Annotated in this window: 24 protein-coding genes and 2 pseudogenes; 12 read left to right on the forward strand and 14 right to left on the reverse strand. The window is 56.3% G+C overall.

Annotated features, from left to right (window positions below; genetic code table 11):
- Positions 1–533 precede the first annotated feature (533 nt).
- A complete protein-coding gene (gene lepA / locus IE105_RS09200) occupies positions 534–2,366 on the reverse strand; it encodes a translation elongation factor 4 (protein ID WP_189497729.1) in 1,833 nt (610 codons plus the stop codon).
- A gap of 110 nt (positions 2,367–2,476) precedes the next feature.
- On the opposite strand from lepA, the gene IE105_RS09205 reads away from it, so the two are divergent.
- Complete coding sequence (locus tag IE105_RS09205) at positions 2,477–2,857, forward strand: BlaI/MecI/CopY family transcriptional regulator (protein ID WP_189497731.1); 381 nt, start codon at positions 2,477–2,479, stop codon at positions 2,855–2,857.
- Positions 2,858–4,321, forward strand: coding sequence for a M23/M56 family metallopeptidase (locus IE105_RS09210; RefSeq protein ID WP_189497733.1), 1,464 nt, complete (start codon positions 2,858–2,860; stop codon positions 4,319–4,321).
- A 307-nt stretch (positions 4,322–4,628) separates the two neighbouring features.
- Here IE105_RS09210 and IE105_RS09215 read toward each other — a convergent pair whose 3' ends face one another.
- Positions 4,629–5,240, reverse strand: coding sequence for a hypothetical protein (locus IE105_RS09215; RefSeq protein WP_189497735.1), 612 nt, complete (start codon positions 5,238–5,240; stop codon positions 4,629–4,631).
- A gap of 287 nt (positions 5,241–5,527) precedes the next feature.
- Between IE105_RS09215 and IE105_RS09220 the strand changes: the two are divergent.
- The 3 genes and pseudogenes from IE105_RS09220 to IE105_RS09230 all read left to right on the forward strand — a co-directional run bounded on the left by IE105_RS09220 (position 5,528) and on the right by IE105_RS09230 (position 8,364).
- Positions 5,528–6,903, forward strand: a pseudogene (locus IE105_RS09220) (NAD-dependent succinate-semialdehyde dehydrogenase).
- A 216-nt stretch (positions 6,904–7,119) separates the two neighbouring features.
- Positions 7,120–7,725 (forward strand): SDR family oxidoreductase, encoded by a 606-nt coding sequence (locus IE105_RS09225; protein WP_189497737.1) that lies wholly within the window; start codon positions 7,120–7,122, stop codon positions 7,723–7,725.
- Between the two features lie 307 nt (positions 7,726–8,032).
- Positions 8,033–8,364 (forward strand): annotated as a pseudogene (locus tag IE105_RS09230) (YgiW/YdeI family stress tolerance OB fold protein).
- A gap of 111 nt (positions 8,365–8,475) precedes the next feature.
- Here the strand turns inward: IE105_RS09230 and dnaA are convergent.
- The 8 genes from dnaA to hrcA all read right to left on the reverse strand — a co-directional run bounded on the left by dnaA (position 8,476) and on the right by hrcA (position 15,520).
- A complete protein-coding gene (gene dnaA, locus IE105_RS09235) occupies positions 8,476–9,969 on the reverse strand; it encodes a chromosomal replication initiator protein DnaA (RefSeq protein ID WP_189497739.1) in 1,494 nt (497 codons plus the stop codon).
- A 436-nt stretch (positions 9,970–10,405) separates the two neighbouring features.
- Positions 10,406–10,669, reverse strand: a complete 264-nt coding sequence (gene rpsT / locus IE105_RS09240) for a 30S ribosomal protein S20 (RefSeq protein ID WP_189497741.1) — start codon at positions 10,667–10,669, stop codon at positions 10,406–10,408.
- 141 nt (positions 10,670–10,810) lie between these two features.
- The gene (locus IE105_RS09245) at positions 10,811–11,587 is read right to left on the reverse strand and encodes an enoyl-CoA hydratase (RefSeq protein ID WP_189497743.1); all 777 of its coding nucleotides are present in this window, start codon (positions 11,585–11,587) and stop codon (positions 10,811–10,813) included.
- 69 nt (positions 11,588–11,656) lie between these two features.
- Complete coding sequence (locus IE105_RS15670) at positions 11,657–12,295, reverse strand: RDD family protein (RefSeq protein WP_189497745.1); 639 nt, start codon at positions 12,293–12,295, stop codon at positions 11,657–11,659.
- A gap of 8 nt (positions 12,296–12,303) precedes the next feature.
- Complete coding sequence (mutM, locus tag IE105_RS09255; RefSeq protein ID WP_189498047.1) at positions 12,304–13,140, reverse strand: bifunctional DNA-formamidopyrimidine glycosylase/DNA-(apurinic or apyrimidinic site) lyase; 837 nt, start codon at positions 13,138–13,140, stop codon at positions 12,304–12,306.
- 166 nt (positions 13,141–13,306) lie between these two features.
- Positions 13,307–13,606 (reverse strand): GIY-YIG nuclease family protein, encoded by a 300-nt coding sequence (locus IE105_RS09260; protein WP_233354082.1) that lies wholly within the window; start codon positions 13,604–13,606, stop codon positions 13,307–13,309.
- An 85-nt stretch (positions 13,607–13,691) separates the two neighbouring features.
- The gene (gene grpE, locus IE105_RS09265; RefSeq protein WP_233354083.1) at positions 13,692–14,429 is read right to left on the reverse strand and encodes a nucleotide exchange factor GrpE; all 738 of its coding nucleotides are present in this window, start codon (positions 14,427–14,429) and stop codon (positions 13,692–13,694) included.
- A 20-nt stretch (positions 14,430–14,449) separates the two neighbouring features.
- Complete coding sequence (gene hrcA / locus IE105_RS09270; protein ID WP_189497746.1) at positions 14,450–15,520, reverse strand: heat-inducible transcriptional repressor HrcA; 1,071 nt, start codon at positions 15,518–15,520, stop codon at positions 14,450–14,452.
- Between the two features lie 121 nt (positions 15,521–15,641).
- Here hrcA and rph point away from each other — a divergent pair, with 121 nt between their 5' ends.
- Positions 15,642–16,355, forward strand: coding sequence for a ribonuclease PH (gene rph, locus IE105_RS09275; protein ID WP_189497748.1), 714 nt, complete (start codon positions 15,642–15,644; stop codon positions 16,353–16,355).
- A gap of 99 nt (positions 16,356–16,454) precedes the next feature.
- On the opposite strand, the gene IE105_RS09280 is transcribed toward rph, so the two are convergent.
- Both IE105_RS09280 and IE105_RS09285 read right to left on the reverse strand, forming a co-directional pair.
- Positions 16,455–16,664: a helix-turn-helix domain-containing protein gene (locus IE105_RS09280; RefSeq protein WP_189497750.1), complete on the reverse strand. Its 210-nt coding sequence runs from the start codon at positions 16,662–16,664 to the stop codon at positions 16,455–16,457.
- Positions 16,664–17,215 carry a DUF2975 domain-containing protein gene (locus IE105_RS09285; protein ID WP_189497752.1) on the reverse strand — a complete coding sequence of 184 codons (552 nt, stop codon included), beginning with the start codon at positions 17,213–17,215 and terminating at the stop codon, positions 16,664–16,666. Before IE105_RS09285 ends, IE105_RS09280 begins: the two co-directional genes overlap by 1 nt.
- Before the next feature lie 77 nt (positions 17,216–17,292).
- On the opposite strand from IE105_RS09285, the gene rdgB reads away from it, so the two are divergent.
- Positions 17,293–17,955: an RdgB/HAM1 family non-canonical purine NTP pyrophosphatase gene (gene rdgB, locus IE105_RS09290; RefSeq protein WP_189497754.1), complete on the forward strand. Its 663-nt coding sequence runs from the start codon at positions 17,293–17,295 to the stop codon at positions 17,953–17,955.
- Positions 17,939–19,087, forward strand: a complete 1,149-nt coding sequence (hemW, locus tag IE105_RS09295; RefSeq protein WP_189497756.1) for a radical SAM family heme chaperone HemW — start codon at positions 17,939–17,941, stop codon at positions 19,085–19,087. Before rdgB ends, hemW begins: the two co-directional genes overlap by 17 nt.
- 56 nt (positions 19,088–19,143) lie before the next feature.
- On the opposite strand, the gene sciP is transcribed toward hemW, so the two are convergent.
- Positions 19,144–19,416, reverse strand: a complete 273-nt coding sequence (gene sciP / locus IE105_RS09300) for a CtrA inhibitor SciP (RefSeq protein WP_189498053.1) — start codon at positions 19,414–19,416, stop codon at positions 19,144–19,146.
- A gap of 303 nt (positions 19,417–19,719) precedes the next feature.
- On the opposite strand from sciP, the gene mnmA reads away from it, so the two are divergent.
- The 4 genes from mnmA to IE105_RS09320 all read left to right on the forward strand — a co-directional run bounded on the left by mnmA (position 19,720) and on the right by IE105_RS09320 (position 24,233).
- Positions 19,720–20,862, forward strand: coding sequence for a tRNA 2-thiouridine(34) synthase MnmA (gene mnmA / locus IE105_RS09305; protein ID WP_189498055.1), 1,143 nt, complete (start codon positions 19,720–19,722; stop codon positions 20,860–20,862).
- A 148-nt stretch (positions 20,863–21,010) separates the two neighbouring features.
- The gene (locus IE105_RS09310; RefSeq protein ID WP_189497758.1) at positions 21,011–21,196 is read left to right on the forward strand and encodes a hypothetical protein; all 186 of its coding nucleotides are present in this window, start codon (positions 21,011–21,013) and stop codon (positions 21,194–21,196) included.
- A gap of 211 nt (positions 21,197–21,407) precedes the next feature.
- Entirely contained in the window at positions 21,408–22,601 is a 1,194-nt protein-coding gene (locus IE105_RS09315; protein WP_189497760.1) for a thiolase family protein, read from the forward strand.
- 459 nt (positions 22,602–23,060) lie between these two features.
- Positions 23,061–24,233, forward strand: a complete 1,173-nt coding sequence (locus IE105_RS09320) for an aminotransferase class V-fold PLP-dependent enzyme (protein WP_189497761.1) — start codon at positions 23,061–23,063, stop codon at positions 24,231–24,233.
- Here IE105_RS09320 and IE105_RS09325 read toward each other — a convergent pair.
- The gene (locus IE105_RS09325) at positions 24,230–25,111 is read right to left on the reverse strand and encodes a dienelactone hydrolase family protein (RefSeq protein WP_189497763.1); all 882 of its coding nucleotides are present in this window, start codon (positions 25,109–25,111) and stop codon (positions 24,230–24,232) included. The two genes, IE105_RS09320 and IE105_RS09325, sit on opposite strands and share 4 nt — an antisense overlap.
- Positions 25,112–25,154: the final 43 nt, after the last annotated feature.

Here is a 25,154-nt window from a genome sequence, read left to right on the forward strand (position 1 = left end):
ATCCGAAACGCAGGCATGCTAACAACGGGATGTTGTCACCCGTCGAATTTGAGATGACAGCAAAATGAAGTAGCAAGGTGTCTATAAAGCTAGGGGCACATCAGAGCTTTTAAACTTAGTTATTACCCATCGACGACGATTGAAGGTATAGAGCTGTGTTGGAGGACGCCTACTTAGTAGGTTTGTCTGACCCTGAACTAGATTGCCCGCCACTAGACTCGGACCCGCTCTGACCTTGTGAGGTCGTTGGAGATGCTGAGTTTTGGCAATTACCTGAACTTTCGCTAGGCTTTGCACTGATGGTTGGGTTGACGCTTTCGCGAATTAAAACGACTTTTGGTTTTTGATCTTTAGACATGATACTTTGTAACGTATCATTGTTTTAGAAGCAATACCTTTAACGTTCTTGTCAGTTCCCGCTTTAAATTATCTGGACCTTAGTCGGCTGCCCCTCCGGGCCAATCCGTTGCGCTTACGCTCCCGGCGACGACTGATTTTGTGTCTCTCGGACACAAAATTCCGCCAAAGGCGAACTAATCGCCGTCCATCTTAAGCGCCGCAATAAATGCTTCTTGCGGGATTTCCACGCGCCCAAACTGGCGCATCCGCTTCTTCCCTTTTTTCTGCTTATCCAACAGCTTCCGCTTCCGCGACGCATCACCCCCATAACATTTCGCGGTCACGTCCTTGCGCATCGCGGCGATGGTTTCGCGGGCGATGACTTTGCCGCCGATGGCCGCTTGGACGGGGATTTTGAACAGGTGGCGCGGGATCAGGTCTTTGAGCCGTTCGCACATATGGCGACCCCGGTTTTCGGCATTGTTGCGGTGCACCAGCATGGACAGCGCGTCGACGGGTTCACCGTTGACGAGGATGGTCATTTTCACGAGGTCGCCTTCGCGCACACCGATGGCTTGGTAATCGAAGGAGGCGTAACCTTTGGACACGGATTTCAGCCGGTCATAGAAATCGAACACGACTTCGTTGAGCGGCAATTCATATTCCACCATCGCGCGTGAACCGACATAGGTCAGCGCGGTTTGGACGCCGCGGCGGTCTTGGCAGAGCTTGAGGATGCCGCCGAGATATTCATCCGGCGTCATGATGGTGGCTTTGATCCACGGCTCTTCAATATGTTCAATCGCCATCACGTCGGGCATGTCGGCGGGGTTGTGCAATTGGATCGGGTCGCCCTTGCGCATGACCAGCGTATAGACGACCGACGGGGCGGTGGTGATGAGGTCGAGGTCGAACTCGCGCTCCAGCCGCTCTTGAATGATTTCGAGGTGGAGCAAGCCGAGGAAGCCGCAACGGAAGCCAAAGCCAAGCGCGGCCGAGGTTTCCATCTCGTAGCTGAAACTCGCGTCATTGAGGCGCAGGCGGCCCATCGCGTTGCGAAGATCTTCGAAATCAGCCGCGTCGACCGGGAAAATACCGCAGAACACGACGGGCTGTGCGGGTTTAAAGCCTTGCAGCGCTTTTTCGGTTGGGCGTTTATCCTCTGTAATCGTATCGCCGACCGCCGCGTCCGCGACTTCTTTGATGGATCCTGTGAAGAACCCGATCTCGCCGGGGCCGATGGATTTGACGTCGGTCGGCTTGGGTTTGAACACGCCGACTTTATCGACCGTATAGCTCGCGCCCGTATTCATGGTGCGGATGCGCATGCCCTTGGTGATCGTGCCTTCGATCACGCGGAACAGCACGATCACGCCCATATAGGTGTCATACCAGGCATCGACGAGCATCGCTTTGAGCGGGGCTTTCGGGTCGGCTTCGGGCGGCGGCGGCAGGCGCAAGGCGATGGCCTCTAACACGTCTTCAATGCCGATGCCGTTCTTGGCCGAACATTCGACCGCGTCTGACGTGTCGAGGCCGATGACGTCTTCGATCTGGGCTTTGACGCGCAGGGGATCGGCGGCGGGCAGGTCGATTTTATTGAGCACCGTGACGATCTCGTGGTCATGGTCGATGGCCTGATAAACATTGGCGAGCGTTTGCGCTTCGACGCCTTGGCTCGCATCGACGACCAAAATCGAGCCTTCGCAGGCCGAGAGCGAGCGCGACACTTCATAAGCGAAATCGACGTGGCCCGGCGTGTCCATCAGGTTGAGGATATAATCCGTGCCGTCCTTGGCTGTGTAATCGAGGCGCACCGTCTGGGCTTTAATCGTGATGCCGCGCTCTTTTTCAATGTCCATATTATCGAGCACTTGCTCGGACATTTCGCGGTCTGTCAGCCCGCCGCAATGCGCGATCAAACGGTCGGCCAGCGTGCTCTTCCCATGATCAATATGCGCCACAATGGAGAAGTTGCGGATCTTGCTTTGGTCGGTCGGGGGCTTGGGTGTTGTGTCAGTGCTCATAGTGCTCGCGAGGTAAGGCCGAGGGGGGCTGGGCGCAAGCGGTTTGGGCTGCGGGGTGGAGTTATGGGTAGGGGATTGACTTATGGTGACATGTGTCACCATAAGGTGACATGAAACCCTTAGCGTCTGAATTATTTATACTAAAGCACCTCTGGAAATCCGGCTCTCAGAGCATCGGAGAAATTCACAATGCGATCAAAATCGATCTCGGTTGGTCGCGGTCATCGTCTCGCAAGACTGTTGAGCGGATGGTGGATAAAGGTTTGTTGAATGTTCGGGACGAACATGGTCTCAATATTTATCGGGCGCAGGCCAAAAAAATCCCAACGCTTGCGGGCTTGATTCAAAGCTTTGCTGCCGATGTTTTGGGCCTCGATGGCCCGCTTCCTGTCTCTAACCTCGTTAAAAGTCAGCTATTGTCGGGCGATGAACTCGCCGAATTAGAAGCGGTTTTAAACGCGGCTGACGATCAGCAAAAAAAGAACGGGTAGATGACACTTCCCCTCACCTTTTTAGTGGCCGTATTTTGTGTCAGCGGAATTCTCTTCATTTGTGCGAAACTGTTCCTCCAATTTGATGAGCGCGCTGAACAATGGCCGTTATTCTGGGCGACCTGTTTGTCGCTCAGCTTGCTTATTCCCCTATCAGGCCTGTTGCTCTTGATGATGCCGGAGTGGGTGCCAACGCCGGCTTTCGAAATCTTGTCACTGCATGAGCCCTTGCAGTCGTTAGGACTGATCGCCGGCACTGAGCTAACGGCGGTTAAAAACGACAGTCTTTTGACGTTGGCGAACGCGAATAAACTCCTTGTCACCCTCTACTTTATCGGCGCGTCCTTGAATATCGTGACGTTATTGCGGGGACGGTATCGGATTCATCGCCTTATCTCGGTGGCCGAGCCTCTCGGTGCGTGGTGCGAAGATGATGTTCTTCTGACCTCACTCACCGGATCGCCCTTTGCTTGGACCCCATTTGGGCAGCCCAAACATTCTCGAATTGTCATTCCAGAGGCTTACTCGCGTCAAATGAGCCGCGATAGCCTGTCAGATATTCTGATCCATGAGCGGACGCATATCGCCCGTCGTGACGATGAATTCGGGCTTATTCTGCGCATCATCTTGTGTGTCTGTTGGGTTTCGCCCTTTGCGCACTGGATGTTCGGGCGCTGGAGCCAAAGCACAGAAATTCAATGCGACATGGCCGTGACGGCTAATCGTGATCCAAGAATGCGGAAAACCTATGCGGACACACTTCTACAGGCGATTCACATAATGGCGGGCCGGGTACGGCAATACCCGGCCGCCTCCTTCTCAACCCACCGTATAAGGAACGAAAAAATGAGAATTATTCATATCATGAAGGGAACTCGCCCTGCTTTCAAGAGGCGCCGCGATAAAGTCGGGCTGGCCCTTGTGGCGTCGACACTGTCTGTCGTCGGAATGATGAGTGTTTCCGCAACCGCTCGTGCAAACAATAAGTCGCCCCAACCTATCAGGGTCGCTGAAGGTCCACCTGCAAAACTTCCTGCGGCTATCAGCCCGGCATTCAGCGCCATAGTGACAGGCCGATTGACGTCTCGCTTTGGCCCTGTAGCGGATCCGTTCAAAGACGGTGCGACACGCAACCACTTTGGCGTTGATATTGCCGCCCCAACCGGAACCCCCATCTATGCGCCTGCGAATGGGGTGATTGTGGCGGCAACCGATGTCTATGATGGAAAACCCGCTTATGGAAATGTCGTTGTTCTACAAACGGAAGGCGGTGTCTTAACCGTCTTCGCTCATCTGGACGGGTTCACCGTATCGTCGGGACAGACCGTCACAAAAGGGACCCAGATCGCCACAGTCGGCAGTAGTGGTAAAAGCACAGGGCCTCACGTACATATCGAAACGCACCAAAATGGAACCCGTATCGACCCAATGGGTGTTTGGACGATTGCGAGGAACAAGAGGTAATCTCTGAATTAAAATGGCTGCACAGCTACCTGAGCCATTTTATCCACCGAAACGAGTATTTCCAAAGCGGCATGGGCGGTTCTGCGCAGCGCAATTGTCTATCTCCGGATTGAAAATCAGAGACGCGATCATGTCCACGACGACACAACCTATGATAAATCCCTACCCCTCACGTCCTCAGGCGTGAGGGGGCATATCGTTCTTAAAAGTAGAGATGGGGGGCGGCGTGAAGGCGCGGTAATCGTTTGAAGAGGCGAGTGGCTTTGGCGACTCGGACTTTTACGGAAGTTTTATCGGAGCTGAGGCCCTACCGCCCACCCATCTGTGTCTTCCGCGCTTTGCGTCCACCAATCCGGATCAAGAGGACCACAACAGTCGCCAGCGAGCTAATCAGGAAAAATATCCCAAGAAATTTAAACAATTTGGCGCGACCGACTTGGTCGTCGCGCATGGGTGAGGCCTCGGACCGGGTGGCGTTGATGGCGCGGAGGGCGCAACATTTTCCGGCGTCGTCGAACGTATGCGCGGTTTGCACGAGCAGGTAGCCGTCCTCGAAGCGTAGCTCATAGGCGAGGTTATACGTGCCGCGGCGGATCGCGCCTTGTGTGTCGGAATAGGCTTGCTCGGTCGAGCCGATCACGCCGACCACATCGCGGGACAGCTCTGCACCGTCGGGCACATTGGCGGACATGCGCTCGACTTGCGCGCGTAGCTCAGGATTGTCGCGGTCGTCCGGGAAAGCGTCATAGATAAACTGCGTCTCGCCCGCGATCAGCTGGTCAATCTGCGCATTCACCTCCGCCCGCACATCGGCCGGAACCCGCTTCTCGCTCATCGCCTCCATCGAGCAGGCGGAAAGGGCCAGAGCGGCAATGAGGATCAGGATAAAGCGCAACATAGTCCCGTCATAGCGGGCCATGCAGGGCCATTAAAGACCAAAAGGGAGCAAAGACCAAATGAGAGCGCTTAGGCAATAACCCTGCGGGGCGTGCGCCTTATGAAGCTTTAGTCCCTCGTTTGCATTTCCCTGCGTCGCTAGGGGTGAGCTTTGATCGGAACATTCTCGGACTTTGGACCGTTTCGTTACCATCACGATCCACCCCACCGATGATGTGTCGCAGGCATTTTTCTTTTCGGCTGAAACTCACGAAAAGTTCGGCGTTCAGAAAAATCAACGAACATTTCGTCAGACAAGAGGCCCCATATATGACGCAAATCACCACCATCAATCCCGCGACGGATACCAAGATCGCAAGCTATGACGTGATGAGCTCCGACCAGGCGTTCGATAAAGTCGAGCGGTGTCAGGCGGCGTTTTTGGATTGGCGCGGGAAAAGCCCTGTGGAACGCGCGCCGTATTTGCGCAAGATTGCGCAGGGCTTACGCGATAACGCCGATGCGTTTGCCAGCCTGATGACCGAAGAAACTGGCAAGCTGTTGCGCGATGGGTACACTGAAGTTGAGCTATGTGCGCAACTCTTTGAATACTCGGCGGACCACGGTCCTGACCTGTTGGCAGATGAAGAACGAACCCTAGCGGCGGTGAGAAAAGCGGGATCGTCGCCTATTGTCCGATCGGCGTGATCTATAGCATCCAACCGTGGAATTTCCCAGTTTATCAGCCCGTGCGTGTTCTTGCGGCGAATTTGATGGCCGGGAACGGTGTCATCTTAAAACATGCCTCGCTCTGCACGGGCAGTGGCCTGATGTTGCGGGATGTCTGCGTCAAAGCCGGGCTCCCGAAAGGTCTGTTCGATGTCGTGATCGTTGATCACGAGACATCGGATGCGATTATTGAGCATAAACTCATTCGCGGTGTCACGATGACGGGGAGCGATAAGGCCGGTCGACACATCGGCCAAATGGCGACGAAGAACCTGAAAAAATCCGTTCTCGAATTGGGATCTAACGATGCCTATATGGTGCTGGAGGACGCCGATATTGACTTGGCGGTTGAGACCTGTGTCCAAGGCCGTCTTTATAACAACGGCGAAACCTGCGTGTCGGCCAAACGGTTTGTTGTGACCGAGGCCGTTTACGACGCGTTTACCGAAGCCTTTGTCGCGCAGATGAAAGCTATCCGTCTCGGCGATCCGACAGATGACGACACACAGCTGGGCCCGCTTTCGAGCGTCGAACAATTCGAGACGATTTGCGAACAGGTCAAGGAGAGTCTTGATGGCGGTGCGGCGCTGTTGTGTGGCGGCACAGCCCCAGACCGTGTGGGGCAATACTATCCCGCAACCGTGCTGGCAAATTGCCAGCCGGGCACGCCCGCCTATGATGATGAAATCTTTGGCCCCGTCGCAGCCATCATTAAAGCGACCGATGATGCCGACGCCATGCGCATTGCTAACGACAGCCGCTCCGGACTGGGGGGCGGTATCTTTAGCCGGGATGAAGAGAAAGCGGTCAAATTGGCGCGCGATCACTTTGACACGGGAATGATCCGTATAAATTCCTTTGGCGCCGCCGACCCCAATATGCCGTTTGGCGGGGTCAAGAATTCCGGGTTTGGACGCGAACACGGCGGCTTTGGCATGATGGAATTCGTCAATATCAAGGCGGTCTATAGACCTTGATATACGCCAGACCCTGATACCGAGCCGAGGGTGTCACAGCCCCGACGCCCCAAAGGCCCGTCTGAGTTCATTCAGTCTCTTTTGAGGAGACTCTAAGGATTGAAATTCTGGGTCTCGATTTTTCCCGTGTCATCAGATTGGCCGGACCCTTGGCGCCGCATCGCTGAGGCAAAGACTGAAAAAATTAAACCTATAAATTTTAAATTGGAGATTATTATGAAAATTCTTGTCGCAGGCGCCACCGGAAACACTGGAACACGCCTCATGCATGATCTTGTCCAGCGCGGTCACGATCCGGTCGCGTTGGTCAGGGACAGCTCTGACACGAGCCAGCTGCCGCCACAGGTTGAGCAGCGTATTGGTGATCTTGCCGATCTCCGCGATGATATCTGTGATGGCTGCGATGCTGTGGTTTTTGCCGCCGGGTCTGGCGGCGATACGGGGTCGGATATGACGGATAAAATTGACCGCGATGGGGCTATGCGTCTTGTCGACTTGGCCGCAAAGACGCCCGTCTCGCGGTTTGTCATGCTCAGCAGTGTCGGGGCTGATAACCCTAACCCAGAGGGCGAACTGGCAACCTATCTAAAGGCGAAGCATGATGCTGATGAACATTTAAAAGCATCGGGGCTACCTTATGCGATCCTGCGTCCCGTCGCCCTGACTGATGATGGCGGGTCAGGCGATATTGTGCTCGGTGACAAAGTTGACCCCCAAGCCAAAGCGGCGCGCGGCGATGTGGCCAGAGTGCTTGCCGATGCGGTTGATAGTGCGGACTGGCTAGGAAAAACCCGTCTGATGCAATCGGCTCAAACGTCGTAAAGCCCTTATCGAATAATTCCGATAAACAGTTCAAAATTACAAAAGCGCGCCCTTTGGCGCGCTTTTTTGTTGCGGCTACAAAAGGTTTGGCCGCCAGACGTTTCCGGTGCGGCAGCCTTCTAATAAAACCCTCTTTGAGCGCCAAAGCGGTGAGGGTGAGGTGGCATTCTGATTTTTTTGATGGGTCCGGATCGACGTGCAGCCTTCGTTGCAGGGTTAGGCTTTGTAATTCGCGAGGCCTGAACAGACATATTTTAGAGAGGTGTTCATGACCAAACACATTCTAGCATCGATGGCTGTTCTCGGCATGGCGACAAGCATCGCCCCGCTTTCTGCGCAGGCACAATTCACCGGACCGGGCGTAAGCGAAAGCATCACGACTGTGGCCGATGCTAAAAACGCCTATGATGATACCTATGTCGAATTAACCAGTCACATTGTGAACAAGGTCAAAGACGAAACCTATATGTTCCGTGACGGTTCAGCGACATCATGATCGAAATTGATGACGACGACTTCCGGGGGCAGCAAGTGACTCCGCAGATGACAGTGTCGATCAAAGGCGAAGTCGACAAGGGGGGCGACCTGAAAATTGACGTCGAGCGACTTGACGTTGAGCGGGCTGACGTCGCCGGGTAAATTCACCCGTCAGTCCCCAATCCTCATAATAAAGAGCCACCGAATGGTTACATTCGGTGGCTTATTTTTTGCTTAGCCATCCGGCTAAGTTATCAAAAGGACGCTAAGTCCTTAGCTCTTCAGACCGTCTTCCACCGCGCGGATTTGCGCGTCGAACGTGGCGTCGTCGCCGCGCAACTGGGTGATGCGTTTGACGGCGTGCATGACGGTGGTGTGGTCGCGTCCGCCAAAGCGTCTGCCAATATCCGGCAGGGACCGTTTGGTCAGTTTCTTGGACAGATACATGGCGACTTGGCGGGGCCGCGCGACGGCGCGCGCACGGCGTTTGCTGCTCATATCGGTCAGGCTGATCGAGAACGCTTCACAGACGGAGCGCTGGATACGGTCCACGGTCAGGCGCTGGCCCGTCATGTAACGACTATCGGACAGTGTTTCCTGCACGGTTTCCAACGTGATCGGTGTGCCGAGAAATTCGGACTGCGCCACGATCTGATTAAAGGCGCCTTCGAGGTCGCGCGGCGTCACATTCATGCGTGCCGCCAAGTGGTCGCGGGCGGGCTGCGGAATGGCAAGGCCGGCATGGCCCTGTTCACGGCGGCGCGTGATCAGGCGGTCGAGAATGCGCAAGCGCAGTTCGTAATCCGCCGCCCCGATTTTGCAGACGAGACCGGACGACATGTAGCTCTTGAGGCGATCCGACGCTTTTTCAATCGTGTCGGGGTGACGGTCAGAGGCAATCAGGATCTGACGTCCCGCGCCAACGAGGCTGATGATCGTGTGCAGGAGTTCTTCTTGGCTGGCGCTTTTGTCGGCAATGAAATGCACATCGTCGATGATGAGCAGGTCTACATCGCGCAGGCCGGCTTTGAACGCGCTCATCCCGTCGCGGCCAGAACCGCGCACACTGGCGACGAACTGAGCGACGAAATCTTCCGCCGAGACGAATTTGACGCGGCGATCGGCATCGCGCTCAGTAATTTCGGCTTCAATCGCGTGCAGGATATGGGTTTTGCCAATGCCGTTCGCGCCGTGCAGCACAATCGGATTATATTGCGGCACACGATTGCCGATGATTTGGCGCGCAACGGCCACGGCGAGCTCATTGGACGCGCCAATAACGAAGTTTTCGAGCGTGAAGCGCTTGCGGGCCAGTTCTGACACAGGCGTTTGTAAAGAGGGGCGCGGGCTACTGCTACTGCGGCTGCCCGGAACCCCGACAAGGCTCGGTCGGGTGCTGTCGGCTGCGGCTGAGCGGCGGGACGCTTTGGACGGCCCGGAGACGACGCGGACATTGCGCGGCGGGTCAACACGGTCGTGTTTTTCCCACAGGCGGCGAATGGTGTCGATATAATGGCTGTTGATCTTGGACGCGACAAAGCTGGACGGCGCAGACAGGGTAACGGTGTGGGCATCAGCCGTTTGAATGAAAAGCTGTCCGGTCCACGCACGGTGAACATTGCGGCCCAACGCACGCGCCAGATCCTCATCCACGGCTTTCCATGTATTATGAGCACTCTGAATTGGCGGCTCGCCAGTATAAAGGTCCGGAACCGTCTCAGTCATGATGCCTGATGGGGATTTTACCGGATTACTTACAGTACCCATTGACGTCGCTCCAAACGAAACCAGCGAACTTACAGGGTAAGTTCTTGGAATATAACAATTTTCAAAGGGGAACCTTCGTCGCGATGCCCCACCGCGCATTAAAGGCTCCGTAAGCTGTCGTCCCTGACCGCCACTCCCGAGCTCTGTTAAACACGACTCCTTCGCCCATCGTCAATGGCAGAATCATGCGTTTTAGCCACAAAGAAAAGTTGACTCTGAAAAAGCGAAGAATCGCAATATTCTAGCTGTCAGAAATCTTTCATAAAACGGAAAACTTTGTCAGCCGTCCCCGCGCCAGCGTTCTTAAAACGACCGTAAGTCGTGGGGGGAAGCAGAATCGGGCCGTTAACACCGAAAATTTTCGCACAAAAAAGCCGGGCGCTGCCGCCCGGCTAAATATTTTGTGTGTGTGAGGCGCGAAAGCTGCGTGAGCAGATTATGCAAGCGCCTTACAACGTTTCGACAGGCGGGAGATTTTCCGCGATGCCGTGTTCTTGTGATAAACGCCGCGGGACACCGCGCGCATCAATTCCGGTTCCGCCGCTTGGAGGGCCGCCGTCGCAACAGCCTTGTCACCTGATGCCAGAGCATCTTCGACACGGCGCAGGAAGGTACGGACGCGTGAACGACGGGCCATATTGACCGCCGTCTTGCGTTCCATTTTGCGGACGTTCTTTTTCGCGGATGACGTGTTCGCCATGATAGTCTTTCATCAGTGTTCAAATAAGGAGAGGCCCGCCGTGAAAGGCAGGCCATCATTCGGAGCGCGAAATAGAAGCTGTAGGCCGCGCTGTCAACTTAGACTGACAGACCTTGCGCCCTCATTTGCGTTTTCTTGCGCTTAGCGGTGTTTAAAATGCGGTTTTCGCTTCTCGATAAAGGCCGTCATGCCTTCTTTTTGGTCTTCTGTGGTGAAAAGGGACTGGAACATGCGGCGTTCAAAGCGGATTCCTTCGCGCAAGGAGAGTTCAAACCCGGCGTCCACCACTTCTTTGAGAATCATGTTGATCGGTTGGCTGTGGCCGGCGATTTTGACGGCGGCGTCGCGTGCTGTGTCCATCAGGTCGTCAACCGCGACGACACGCGCGACGAGGCCGGCGCGTTCGGCTTCTGCCGCGTCCATCATCCGGCCTGTTAGGCACAGATCCATTGCTTTGGCCTTGCCCACGGCGCGGGTGAGGCGCTGTGTGCCGCCAATGCCAGGAATAACGCCGAGGTTAATCTCAGGCTGGCCGAATTTCGCCGTCTCGGACGCAATGATGAAATCGCACATCATGGCAATCTCACACCCGCCGCCCAGCGCATAGCCAGACACAGCCGCGATAATCGGCTTGCGGAACCGCTCGACCGCACAATGATTGGCTTCAAAACGGTCGTTTTTGTAAATGTCGAGAAATTGATCGTCGACCATTTCTTTGATGTCTGCGCCCGCAGCGAAAGCTTTTTCATTGCCCGTCAGGATGACACAGCCAATGCCGTCGTCGGCTTCCAGCTCGGACAGCGCCCGCGCGAGTTCGGCCATCATTGGCGCGTTGAGCGCATTCAGCGCCTTGGGACGGTTGAGCGTCACGGTCGCAACGCGCCCGTCTCGGTCCAGATCAATTAGCTCGTAAGCCATAGGGAGTCTCTCTTGTCGTGTGTCATGTCGTTTGGACGACACATGTTCGTTGGCGCGGCGCTTAGCGGGTTATGGCGCGCGCGTCGAGACGGCGCGAGTGTTGGAGACAGCGTCCCAGTCAAATACTCCCCTTTTGCGTTCGCGTTTACGAAGGGCGAGAAGAATAGTCAGTGGATACAGGCAAAGTCCAAAGGCGCCATAACGAAAACGTCGGGCATAATTGGGGGGGCCGTCTGGTGCGGGTACAATTCGAAACCCCATCGTAAATTGGCCCAAGGTTGGGCGAGCCTCACGTACGCGACGTGTGTAGTAGAAGAAAGCGAACGCGAACCAAGCGTAATTAACAAGGAGGGGAATTATGTCCCGAAATTTTTCTTCTCTGTCCCAAGCCCATTGCCACTGTCCGGTGGCTGCCCACTCACAAATGTATGCGGTTGGCATAACCGTGACCATTATCACGCTAAATAGGAACCATCCATCAATTCCAAGTGCGAATAATCTGCGGATGAATCCGACATACTTTCCAATCTGGGTGGGAAGCACAGGTGTCGGCCACAAGAAACCTATAAGAGTAATCAGAGCGCAAGGAATAAGGAACAGGGGTTGCCCCTCAAGTGAGCCGCCCGGCCATCTGGGATTTCTAAGGTAAACGGACAGGGCGAACAGAGCAATCAACACAATACAAAGCAGGTGGCGATAATCTTTCATTCCCCTCCCTACCGCTGACAGGCTCGACAGTAAAATGTGCTCCGTCCGCCCTGCACTTTGCGCAGGATTGGGGCGTCGCAGGTGACACAGGTCTCGCCCTCGCGACCATAGACGGCGAAAGTTTTTTGGAAATAGCCGAGCGCGCCGTCGGCTTGGCGGTGATCACGTAAGGACGAACCGCCCGCTGCGATGGCCTCAACGAGGACCTCTTTGATATGACGAACGAGGGTCTCTGTCTCGGCGACGGTGAGGCGGCCCGCGCCGCGTGCAGGGCTGATCCCGGCCCGAAACAGCGCTTCGCAGACATAGATGTTGCCAAGTCCGGCGACGATCTTCTGGTCCAGCAACGCGATTTTAATCGGACTTTTCTTGCCTTTGAGCCGCGCGCGCAGGTCGGGGGCGCTAAAATGGTTCGAGAGCGGCTCAGGGCCGAGGTCGTCCAAGCGGTAGGGTTCGCCAAAGCCGACCAGCTCCATAAAACCAAAGCGGCGTGGATCGTTATAGGTAACGGTGTTATCGTCTTCCGTCATGAAAATAACGTGGTGGTGTTTGGGATTGGCGTCGTGGGCGTGGGTGAACTCACCCAGTGACGCGCCGCCGAGAATGAAGCGTCCACTCATGCCGAGATGCATGAATAGTCGCTCGCCGGAGGTCAGGTCCGCTTGCAGGAATTTGGCGCGGCGACTGAGCTTCTCAATGCGCTGCCCTTCGATGCGCGCGGCAAAATCCGGCGCAAACGGAAAGCGCAAGTTCGGGCGATTGAGCTGTACATGGGTAATCACGCGGCCTTCAAGGACGGGCGCAAGGCCCCGGCGGACCGTTTCAACTTCGGGGAGTTCAGGGATGGCGGGTATCTCTTAAAAATGATGTCGACTGATAGAGCGGGAGATGGATTACTGAGTCAAGCTCAGTCATGAAGGGAGAGCTTTGAATGACGTCTAGGATTGTTCCTAGCCTCTAAATCGCCTCCATCACCGAACTAGATTCGGTGATCCATCTCCGAAGCTCACGTTAAGACAGATCACGCCAATCCAGAGTGATCTCCTGCCACTCAGGATTGTCTTTTTCGATAAGAGCAATTTTCCAAGACCGATTCCAGTCTTTCAACTGTTTCTCACGCCGCAAGGCTTCCCGGATCAAATCGTAAGTTTCGAAATAAACGAGGCGGTCAATATCATATTGGGCCGTGTGGCTGTTAGGGTTAGCCTTGTTTTTATGTTCCTGAACACGCTCATACAGCGATTTGGTGAAACCTATGTAGAGCGCGCCATTCTTGCGATTGCAAAGGATGTAGACGTAACCTCGCATCATTTACGCAAAGGGTCGGAGATGGATCACCGAGTCAAGCTCGGTGATGAAGGAAGGTCCTCTCTAACCCAAGCTGCCGCGAGACAAATTACCCTGCCGGACCCGTGCTCACGGCGACCATGGCGGCGCGTAGCGTGCGGTCGCCGATGGTGAAACCCTGTTGCATGACGGCGGCGACATGGCCTTTTTCGATCTCGGGGTGCGGGATATTGGCTACGGCTTGATGCACGTTTGGATCAAATTTTGATCCTAAGCCCGCAACGGGTTTGATCTGGTGGCGGAGTAGCGCCGAGGTCAGGTCTTTTTCTGTCAGCTCAATACCTTCGACCAAATGGCGCGCATTATCGCCAAGCTCTTCTTTGGCTTGGCCATCAAGCGTCTGCAAAGCGCGCGAGAGATTGTCATAAACAGACAGCACATCGGTGGCGAATTTTTCAACCCCGTAAACTTTGGCTTTCTGCACATCGCGTTCGGCGCGTTTACGAATATTATCGGCTTCGGCCATCGTCCGCAGCGCTTGATCTTTCATCGTCGCGATTTGCATTTCCAGCTCTTGAATCTTCGCCGCGCCGGCGTCGTTCATGCCCGCTTCGTCAGCGTCCATCTCGGATTCAGGGAAGGGCATGTCGTCCTCATCATCGGAGAGAACGTCGTTCTTATGCTTTTTCAAGAATGCATCGGCGGTGGCTTTTAAATCGGCAGGGCTAGGATTGCCGCGTGGGGCATCCGCGCGTCCGGACTGGCCTGTGCTCTCGCCTTCGATCTGCGCTTGCAGCGCATCCCATTCGTCCATGTCACCATTACCATTGTCAGTATTATCGGCCATTATTCTCTCGTCTTTCATTTCTATCTTCGCCGCGTCAGCGTTTCGCCGACTAGCTTCGCCGTCAAATCAACCATTGGGATGACGCGACCATAATTGAGCCGTGTCGGCCCGATCACCCCGAGGGCGCCTAATAATGTCCCAGCCTGATCGCGGTAAGGCGCGATGACAACACTGGAACTCGAAAGAGAGAACATGGGGTTCTCCGTCCCGATGAAAATCCTCACACCGTCCGCATGTTCTGTCTGGTCCAGCAAGGAGATTAAGTCCTCCTTGCGCTCCAAGTCCTCGAACAAATGTCTGATGCGCTCCAAGTCGGTTTGAGCGTCCAAATTGTCAAGGAGTCGCGCCTGTCCTCGGACGATCAATTTACGATCTTTTGCAGGTTCATCCGACCAATTGGCGAGGCCTTGCTTGATGAGCGTAGCGGCCGCGATGTCAATCGCGGCGCGACCCTGCTCAATCTCGGTCAAAATGTCCGCGCGCGCCTCCGATAGCTGTCGCCCCCGCAGGCGGGCGGAAAGGAAATTGCCCGCCCGTTCAAGGCTCGCGGACAGAACCCCCTCTGGTCGCGGCATCAGGCGGTTTTCAACGCGGCCATCCTCATGCACCATAACGACAAGGGTTCGACCATCATCCAGTCCGACAAATTCGACATGCGACAAGGCGGAGCGGCTCACAGGTTCAGGCGCCAGAACAAGGCCCGCGCCGCCCGCTAATCCCGCCAGCAGAGTCGAAGCTTCGTTAAAAATCTGATCCGGTTCGTGCCCGGACGCGGCAATCTGTGCCTCGAGGCGTCTCCGTTCGTCTTGGGACACATCCCCAATTTCCAGCAAACCATCGATATAGAGGCGCAACCCGACGTGTGTCGGTTGCCGTCCGGCACTAATATGGGGGGATTGCAACAGGCCCATCTGGGTCAAATCCGCCATGACGGACCGGATCGAGGCGGGGGATAAGGCCGTGCCGGACAGGGCCAACGCTTTGGATCCCACGGGCAGACCTGTGTCCAGATAGGCCGAAACCACAGCGCCGAAAATATCGCGTGCGCGCGCGTCGAGATCACTCAGCGGAAATATGGCGGGCACAGGCATAGAATAGGCTATTTGGGCTGTGGATAGCAAAGTCGCAAGGGGCGCAAGCCTTGCGTTTCACCGCGCAACGTCACAAAGCCCGCCTCCGACATTTAAAAAGCCCGCCATTAGGAAATTTGCCATGCGCCCCGAAAACAGAGCCCTCGACCAACTTCGGTCCACAACCATAGAAACAGGCGTCTCGCGCTATGCGGAAGGATCGTGCCTGATTAAGTTTGGTCACACCCACGTGCTGGTCACGGCCAGTGTGGATGAGAATGTGCCGCGTTGGATGAAAGGCAAAGGCAAGGGCTGGGTCACGGCGGAATATGGCATGCTGCCTCGCTCGACCCACACACGGAATAATCGTGAAGCCGCGCGCGGGAAACAAGGCGGCCGGACGGTTGAAATTCAACGCTTGATTGGCCGCTCATTGCGCGCTGTGACCGATCTTGAAGCGCTCGGCGAACGCCAGATCGTGGTTGATTGCGATGTGATGCAAGCTGATGGCGGCACCCGCACCGCGTCGATCACGGGCGCGTGGGTTGCGCTGTCCATGGCGTGCGCCACCTTGGTCGAAAAAGGCCTGATTAAAACAAACCCAATCACGTCGCCCATGGCCGCGGTCAGCTGCGGCATCGTTGATGGCACTTGCCGCCTTGATCTCGAGTATACGGAAGATTCAGCGGCTCAAGCCGATGCGAACTTTGTGCTGACGGCCAATGGCGGGATCATTGAGGTGCAAGCCACAGCGGAAGAAGAGCCGTTTTCCGGTGAGCAAATGGATGAGCTGACGCGGTTGGCGCGTAAAGGAATTGCCGAGCTTTGCGAGATGCAAAAAGCGGCGTTAAAATAACCGATGAATGGGCGGGGCGTTTTTCGCCCCGTTCAAAGGCGTTCACGACGGCAAGTTCGTGTTGATTATGGACCGAACATTGCGACGACGCCGACCCGTTTACTCGTCCGCGACATATTCCAATATATCTGCCGGCTGACAATCCAGCTCGCGACAGAGCGCATCCAGCGTTGAGAACCGCACAGCGCGGGCTTTACCTGTTTTCAAAATTGACAGGTTGGCGAGCGTGATACCGACGCGGTCGGCCAATTCCGTTAAGCTCATCTTGCGATCAAGCAGCACGCGGTCGAGATTGACTTGAATAGCCACTAAATCGTGAGTTCCTGCTCGGCGCGCATTTCCGCGCCTTGGCGGAAAGCTTCGCTCAGTGCCGCGATGACCAACACTAAGAACCATGTGCCGATTCGGATATCCATGCCTGTCTCCGCTGGCGCGACGCCGAGCGCTCCGACAGAAATATTGGCGACGGAATGCACGACGATGCGGAAGACTTCAGTCGCCGCGATGAGCATCCACATGGCCCTAAGGCGGATAATGTTGGCTTCGACAAAGGGGTCGCCTAATTGCACCGTGCGGATCACGCTGATCAAGATCGACAGCACGGCGAGCCATGCCGCCGCAGTGATCGCGCCTGTCGCACACGCAAAGGCGAGGCGGCCCATGCTTGGCATATTGGTCGGCTCAGAATTGCTCAGCAACCAAATGCGCAAAGGGGTGTCGAAGAGGAACGCAATCGCCGCAACGGCCAGAACAATAAGGCCAATCAACATCAGCGCTTGCACGACTCGCAACAGCAGAATCAGGCTGCTGGTAACAGGCTTGCCAGTGGGTGACGCGCTTATGTGTGGGCTTTGAGCCATATAGGAGTTGATAAACGATAATATCGCGTAAGCAAGCCGCCGTTGCGCCAGACTGCTCCCCCCCGTATGCGGATCGCATGAATGATACCCGCCCGCAGACCCCTCCGTCCCATCGCCTGATGTCGGGTCAAACCCTCGTTGTTGCCTCTCATAATGAAGGCAAAGTCCGTGAAATCCGAGCGCTTCTCGCCCCGTTTGGTTTGACAGCGATTAGTGCGGCGGAGCTTGATCTGCCTGAGCCGGACGAGACGGAAACGACATACGCGGGCAATGCCCGGCTAAAAGCAGTCGCTGCGGCCACCGCGTCCGGCCATCCCGCTTTGTCCGATGATAGTGGCATTGATATCACCGCTTTGGACGGACAGCCGGGCATTTACGCCGCGCGTTGGGCCGAGGACGTGGACGGAAACCGCGATTTCATGCGCGCCATGGAACGGGTGCAGCGCGAATTGGGCGATAGCGAAGACCGCAGCGCGCGCTTTGTTTGCGCGCTTTGCTTGGCCTTTCCCGATGGCAGCAGCACGGTTTACGAAGGGGACTGCAAGGGCAATATCGTCTGGCCGCCGCGTGGCGACCGTGGCTTTGGCTATGATCCGATCTTTGTTATGACGGGCGATGGGTTGACCTTCGCGGAAATCGACCCACAAGCGAAGCACGACAAAAGTCACCGGGCGGATGCCTTTGCCAAGTTTCTCGCGGATCAATTCCCTCACGGTCCGTCCGATGGTTCAGAGACTTAACGCCGACCCGCTCGCGGTCTATTTGCACTGGCCCTATTGCGCGGCCATTTGCCCTTATTGCGATTTCAATGTGCATTTGGACAAGCGCGCCGATGAAGGTGAGCAGCTGGTCGCGGCGATGGTGGCTGATCTTGCTTATTGGCGGGATTGGAGCGGCGCGCGTGAGGTCAGCTCAATCCATTTTGGCGGAGGGACGCCGTCGCTGCTCACAGGCGCGCAACTCACAACCCTCACGGAGGCTGTCAGGTCGCTCTGGACGACAGAGGGCGCCGAGATTGCGCTAGAGGCGAACCCCAATGATGTGACAGAGGCGCGGATTGCCGCTTGGCGCGCAGCCGGCCTCACGCGCTTGTCGCTGGGGGTGCAAAGTTTTGATGATGCGGTTCTGACGCGCCTGGGTCGGGACCATGACGGCGCGTCTGCCCGCCATGCGCTTTCCCACGCCGTGGATAATTTCGCCTCTGTGTCAGCCGACTTAATTTTCGGCGTCGCGGGCGAACGGGAGGCACGTCTGTCCGAAGATTTGGATATATTGCTGGATCTCGGTGTGGCGCATATCTCGACTTACCAGCTGACAATTGAAACCGGCACGGCCTTCGCGCGGGCAGAGGCCCGCGGAACCCGCAGGGCCGTGAGCGAGGATCAGAGCGCAGAAGACTTTGAGATGATCAGCGCTCGTTTACGGGCTGCGGGCTATCGCCATTACGAAGTGTCAAACTTCGCCAAACCGGGCGCGGAGTCGCGCCATAATCTCGCCTATTGGCGGGGGTATGATTATGTTGGGGTCGGTCCGGGCGCACATGGGCGGCTGTGGACGGATGCGGGCCGGATAGCGACGGAAACGGCGCTTCGGCCGACGGACTATATTCGCGCCGTTAAGACAGACGGAACGGCGCTGACAGATCGCGATAGGCTCAGCGCTGAGGCTGCGGCCGAAGAATATGTGATGATGGGCCTGCGGATCGAGGACGGGCTGTCACTCTCGCGATTGGCGGATATTCAAGGACAGGCGCTCGCGATTGATCCTGCGCTGGTAGAAGAGGGGCTGTTGTCGATCAACGGGGATCGGCTCCGGGCGACGCCCCGGGGACGTATGGTGCTGGACGCCCTGACGCGCGCGCTTCTTCTATAACGCCTCGCCATAAAAAAACCCGGGACAAGCCCGGGTTTTTAATCGTGTGGTGCAGACTAGCGATATTGCTGAATCCGCGTCGTTCGCAGTCCGCTAATGCCGTAGCTCTCAATCGATCGCTGCCAGCTCATAAATTCTTCTGACGAGAGACCGTAGCGGTCCAACGCTCCGTCGAGCGTCAATAAGCCGCCTCGAACCGCGGCCACGACTTCGGCCTTGCGTCGGATCACCCAACGCACTGTGTCGGGCTTTGGCAAGTCTGCCAATGTCAAGGGCGTCCCTTCCGGGCCGATCACGACATGTTCCCGTTTTTTCATCCGCTCGCTCATTGGCTGCGTCTCTCTTCTCATAGGACGAGTCTCTTCCACCAAAGAGCTCGCGTGTTTTCATTATGTTTTGAGATAGCGACTGGGTCTTAAAGACACCTTAAGCGGCGCGTAATTTAGCTAATGTTTTCAGTTGTTTACCTTTATTAATGGACAATAATCAAGGTTAACAGCAGCGCAACACTCTGTGGATTGTTTCGGTAGCGGTTTGATTCTGTTGACAAAAATCGTCGGCACGCAGGCCTGACTCGGACCGTCGACTTGGCTCGCTCGGCTTCCTATATGCGACATAAGATGACCCAGACTATTTCTGAACATACGCTGAATTCTCTTGGATTCGCCAAGCCGGAAGGTGAAACGCGCGTTGTCGTGGCGATGAGCGGCGGCGTGGACAGCTCTGTCTGCGCGGCTTTGCTAGCGCGCCAAGGCTATGATGTTGTCGGTGTGACGCTGCAGCTTTATGATCACGGCGCGGCGGTCAAATCGGCCAAATCCTGTTGCGCCGGGCAAGACATTTACGACGCCCGCCGCGTCTCAGAAATGGTCGGCTTTCCGCACTATGTGCTCGACTATGAAACCAACTTTCGCGAATCCGTGATTGAGGATTTCGCCGACACCTACCTCAAAGGCTCAACGCCCATTCCGTGTGTGCGCTGTAATCAGACCGTGAAGTTTCGCGATCTCTTGGATGTGGCCAAGGATTTGGGCGCGGACTGTATGGCGACGGGTCATTATATCCAACGCGTTGAAGGCCCCGATGGGCCGGAACTCCACCGCGCCTTTGATGGCGGCAAAGATCAGAGCTATTTTCTGTTTGCGACGACGCATGCGCAGCTTGATTTTCTACGGTTTCCGCTCGGTCATTTGGACAAGAATGAGACCCGGCGTTTGGCGACCGAAATGGGCCTGAACGTGGCGTCCAAGCCGGATAGTCAAGATATCTGCTTTGTGCCGGAAGGCCGCTATACGGATGTGATCGAAAAGATCCGTCCGCACGCGGCGCAACCGGGCGATATTGTGGATCAAAACGGGACCGTTCTCGGACGCCATCGCGGTGTGATGTATTACACGGTCGGCCAAAGGCGGGGGCTGGGTCTGGGCGAAAACACGGGCACGGACCCACTTTTCGTTGTCAGCCTCGATGCGGATAAAGGCCAAGTCATTGTCGGCCCGCGGGACGCCTTGTTGCGTGACACAATTTATCTAAACGATGTCAATTGGATCGGACCGGGCACACTGGCTGAGGCCAATGGTACGGCCATTCGGGTTAAAGTGCGCTCGACGCGCCCGCCGGAAGCCGCGACCCTGCACATTGATGACGGGCAGGTCCGTGTTCAACTGGCCCAACCCGATATGGGAATTTCACCGGGCCAAGCCTGTGCGTTCTATGCGGACCGCGATGATGCGCAGCGCACGCTTGGCGGGGGGTGGATCACCCAAACGGCCTAAGGAACCTGTCCCTGTCCCGGACAGGTTTTCGGACGCCTTTCAGGTTCAAATATTGCCATCATTGTCCAACAAATCATTGACGCCGCGCGCCCAGACCCCAAATGGTAAGCTGACATATTCATTTGGCTAAATTGAGTAGACACTCTCCATGACTGATCAGACGTCCATCCTTCTTGTTGTTCTTCTCGCCGCCGTTGTTGCGGCGCTCTTCGTCTATAACCGTCGTCAGAAACAACGATTTGAGGATGAACGGGCCGAACGGCGCCGCAAATTAGAGCAGATAAAAGCTGACGCGCGCCGCAAACAGCAAGCGTCCGAGACTGACGGCACTTAAGCCGATGCTGGGTTGGCTTGTTCTTTTTCTCGCCGCGGCTCTCGGGCTGAAATTTTGGCACAGTCGGCGCACGGAAAAAGAAATGCGCGATATAAAGCTAAAATCGATCCAGCGCCGCTTAGCGGAAAAAGAGGCCGTTAAACCCGTGGATGAGACTTCAAAACCTGAATAAAAACCATTAAAATCAATGCGTCCCAATAGAAAGACTGCCATGACTCACTCTTCCCCTTCTGACCCCGTCGTTATCGTGGGTATAGCCCGCACGCCGATGGGCGCGTTCATGGGTAATCTGTCGACTGTGACGGCGCCTGAATTGGGCGCGACAGCGATCCGAGCGGCGATGAGCGAAGCCGGCGTCGAGGCAGACTCGGTGGAACAAGCGATTATGGGTTGCGTATTGCCGGCCGGTTTGGGCCAAGCCCCCGCGCGTCAGGCGGCAATTGGCGCAGGCCTCCCCATTTCGACCGAAGCCACCACCGTCAATAAAATGTGCGGCTCTGGAATGCAGGCGGCAATCATGGCGCATGACGCCATTAAAGCAGGCAGCATCAATATCGCGGTCGCGGGCGGCATGGAGTCCATGTCGAATGCGCCTTACCTCCTACCCAAGGCGCGCGCCGGGATGCGTATGGGCAATCAGCAAGTGATTGATAGCATGATGCATGACGGGCTGACCGATGCCTATGCGGGCGGCGCGATGGGCGTATTTGCCGACGAAATCGCGACCGAATATCAATTCACCCGTGAGCAACAAGATGCCTACGCGATTGAGTCAGTGCGCCGCGCCAAAGCCGCGCAAGAGAGCGGCGGTTTTGACCGCGAACTCACGCCTGTGACCGTCAAAACCCGCAAGGGTGAGGTCATTGTCGACGCGGATGAAGGTCCGGGCAATGCGCGCCCGGAGAAGATTCCGGCGCTGCGTCCCGCCTTCACAAAAGACGGCACTGTGACGGCTGCGAATGCCAGTTCAATCAATGACGGTGCGGCCGCGATGGTGCTGATGCGCCGCAGCCAAGCCGAAGCGGGCGGCCATAAAGTCCTTGCTGAAATCGTCTCTCACGCAGCCCACGCGCATGAATCAGCGCGCTTCACCACGGCCCCTGTCTATGCCATGCGCAAAGCGCTGGACCGCGCCGGGTGGGATGTCGAGGACGTCGATTTGTGGGAAATCAACGAAGCTTTCGCCGTCGTGCCGATGATAGCGATGCAGGAAATGGGCATCCCCCATGAGAAGGTCAATGTGAACGGTGGCGGTTGCGTGCTCGGCCATCCGATTGGGGCCTCCGGCGCGCGCATTATGGCGACCCTCATTGGTGAATTGGAACGCCGCGATCTAAAAACAGGCGTGGCGAGCCTGTGTATTGGTGGCGGCGAGGCGACCGCAGTGTGTCTTAAGCGGGACTAGCTGGTATCCAGTGTCTGTGATGCGGTGGACTTTACCGGATAAGTACAAAACCCGGCTGGTCTACGCCAGCGTTGCCCAAGTTGCTGGTTCATTCGTTGCGATAATTATAGCCATATTTTTGTCTGGAACGCCGGCCAATGGTGAATGGGACGTTCTGGGGATGACGCTTCTCTATTCAATTGGCACGTTTCCAGCGGCCTTGATCACCTGGCCGAAACATCCGCCAAGAAGCCGGGGTCGAATGGTTTTCGCGGGCGTTTTCACAGTCATAATCTCTCTCGTATTTTTTGGCGTGGGGAGCGGATTGGTTTCATTATTCTCTCAGGCCATAAGCTACGAGAGCGTTATGTTTGCGATATCGATGCCGTTTCTCATATTGATCCTTGGATCGATCTTATCGGTAGGAATTCCCTATTTCGCGGCTGCCGCACTGTCACAGTTGTTTGTCGACATCGATAGATGACCCTCGACCTTTCAACCCTCCGCGCCGACACGCCCGCTTGCGCTAACCTCGCTCATTTCAACAATGCTGGCGCGTCTTTGATGCCGATGCCAGTCTATACGGCGATGACAGTGCATCTTGCGCGGGAGCAGGCGGTGGGCGGGTATGAAGCGCAGGACGAAGCTGCGGTTGCGATGGCGGATTTTTATGATGCCTTTGCCGCCATGCTCAACTGCGACCCGCTTGAGATCGCGTTCATGGAAAGCGCTACCAGAGCATGGGACGCGGTGTTTTATGCTTTGCCGCTCGAACCGGGCGACCGGGTTTTAGTCCACCGCTCGACCTATTCTTCCAATTATCTAGCACTCTTACAACTGGCGCAGCGCAAAGGGCTGGAAATTGATCTTGTCCCGAGCGATCTGCACGGACAGATCGATCTGGACGCGCTGCCCGGTCTTGTTCGCGACTCCACGAAGCTGATCCTACTGACCCATTGCCCGTCGCAATCCGGCCTGATCCAACCCGCTGCTGCGGTCGGGCGGTTCGCCAAGGCGCACGGCTTGCTCTATCTGCTCGATGCGTGCCAATCGGCCGGGCAAATGCCGCTGGATGTGCAGGCAATCGGCTGTGACGCGCTAACAGGGACGGGGCGGAAATTTCTGCGCGGCCCGCGCGGCACGGGCTTTCTTTATATGCGCCGGGATTTGGCGGAACAGCTCGAACCCGCCATGGTTGATATGCAAGGCGCAGAGTGGTTGGCGCCTGATCGTTATCGTTTGGCAGACGGGGCGCGGCGGTTCGAAACATGGGAACGCAATGTCGCCGGACAGATCGGACTGGCCCGCGCCGTGCGCTATGCGTTGGACGTTGGGTTGGACGCGATGGCCGCGCGCGTGCAGACACTGGCGGCGGATTTACGCACTCAGCTCGCGGCGATACCGACAGTCACAGTGCATGATCCGGGCGTGCAGAAATCCGGCATTGTGACGTTTAGTAAGTCGGGCGTCTATGTGGGGGCGGCCAAGCAAACCCTGCGCGCACAAAACATCAATGTTTCAACCGTCCCGCAGGGTTCGGCGCGCCTTGACATGCAAGAACGCGCCTTACCCGATATGATCCGGGCCAGTGTTCACGCCTATAATAATGCGCACGACCTTGCGCGCTTGGTCAAGGCCGTACGCGCGCTTTAGCTCAAGGTGGTTGAGAACAACGCCAACATACGCGCCCACGCTTTATCGGCGGCCGCTTCGTTATAGACGGCAGAATCAGGCGGACACCAACCGTGCTGCGTCCCGGCATACACCTCAATCTCGGCGGCATTGTCGGTCGCGTCAAAGGTGTCGCGCAAAACCTGTTTGCTGTCGGGATCGCGCTCATCATCATTGGCGGCAATCGCGATAAGATAGTCAGCGTTCATGTCTTTGATCAGCGTATGCGGACTATCCGCCGCCTCTGTCGCGAGGCCGCCGCCATGGAAACTGGCCCCAGCACGAATACGGTCTGCGCGGGTGTGGGCTGTGACCATCGTCATCGGTCCGCCCATGCAATAGCCCGTCGTGCCGATGCCTCGGCTGGTATCCACGGCCTTTTGCGCGTCGAGCCAGTCAATGAAGGCGCTCGCGTCTGTGCGGTTGGTCTCGCGGGTCAAGGCCCGGGCGTAAGGGACAATTTTAGCCCGTACCCCAGGGTCTCGAAATGTCTGTCCGACCTTGACCAACGGTCCGCGAACTTGGCGGTAATAGGGATTAACGACGAGCGCGGCATAACCGTCATTGGCTAGGCGCTTAGCCATCATTTTAAAGGCGGGCCGTAAGCCGACAATATCTGGCCAAATTAAGACGGCCGCTGTGGCCCCGTGCGCGGGATGGACGAAATAGGCATCGGCTTCTCCATCCGGAGTCGGGATCATCACATCGGATTCTGTCACGCCGGACATCGGTTCACCGGGGACACACCCGGCGAAAGCTACCGAAATAGCCGCGCCGCCCGCGAGAAGACTGAAACCTCGCCGCGTGATCTGCTTTTCATAGAACCCTTGGTTTTCGAGTTCGGTAAGGTCGTCGCACATCGGGCGCTCCTGCAGATATTGAGGGTCTGCAAGAGGGTCTAAT

The sequence above is a fragment of the Algimonas arctica genome (assembly GCF_014652695.1).
GTDB lineage: Bacteria > Pseudomonadota > Alphaproteobacteria > Caulobacterales > Maricaulaceae > Litorimonas > Litorimonas arctica.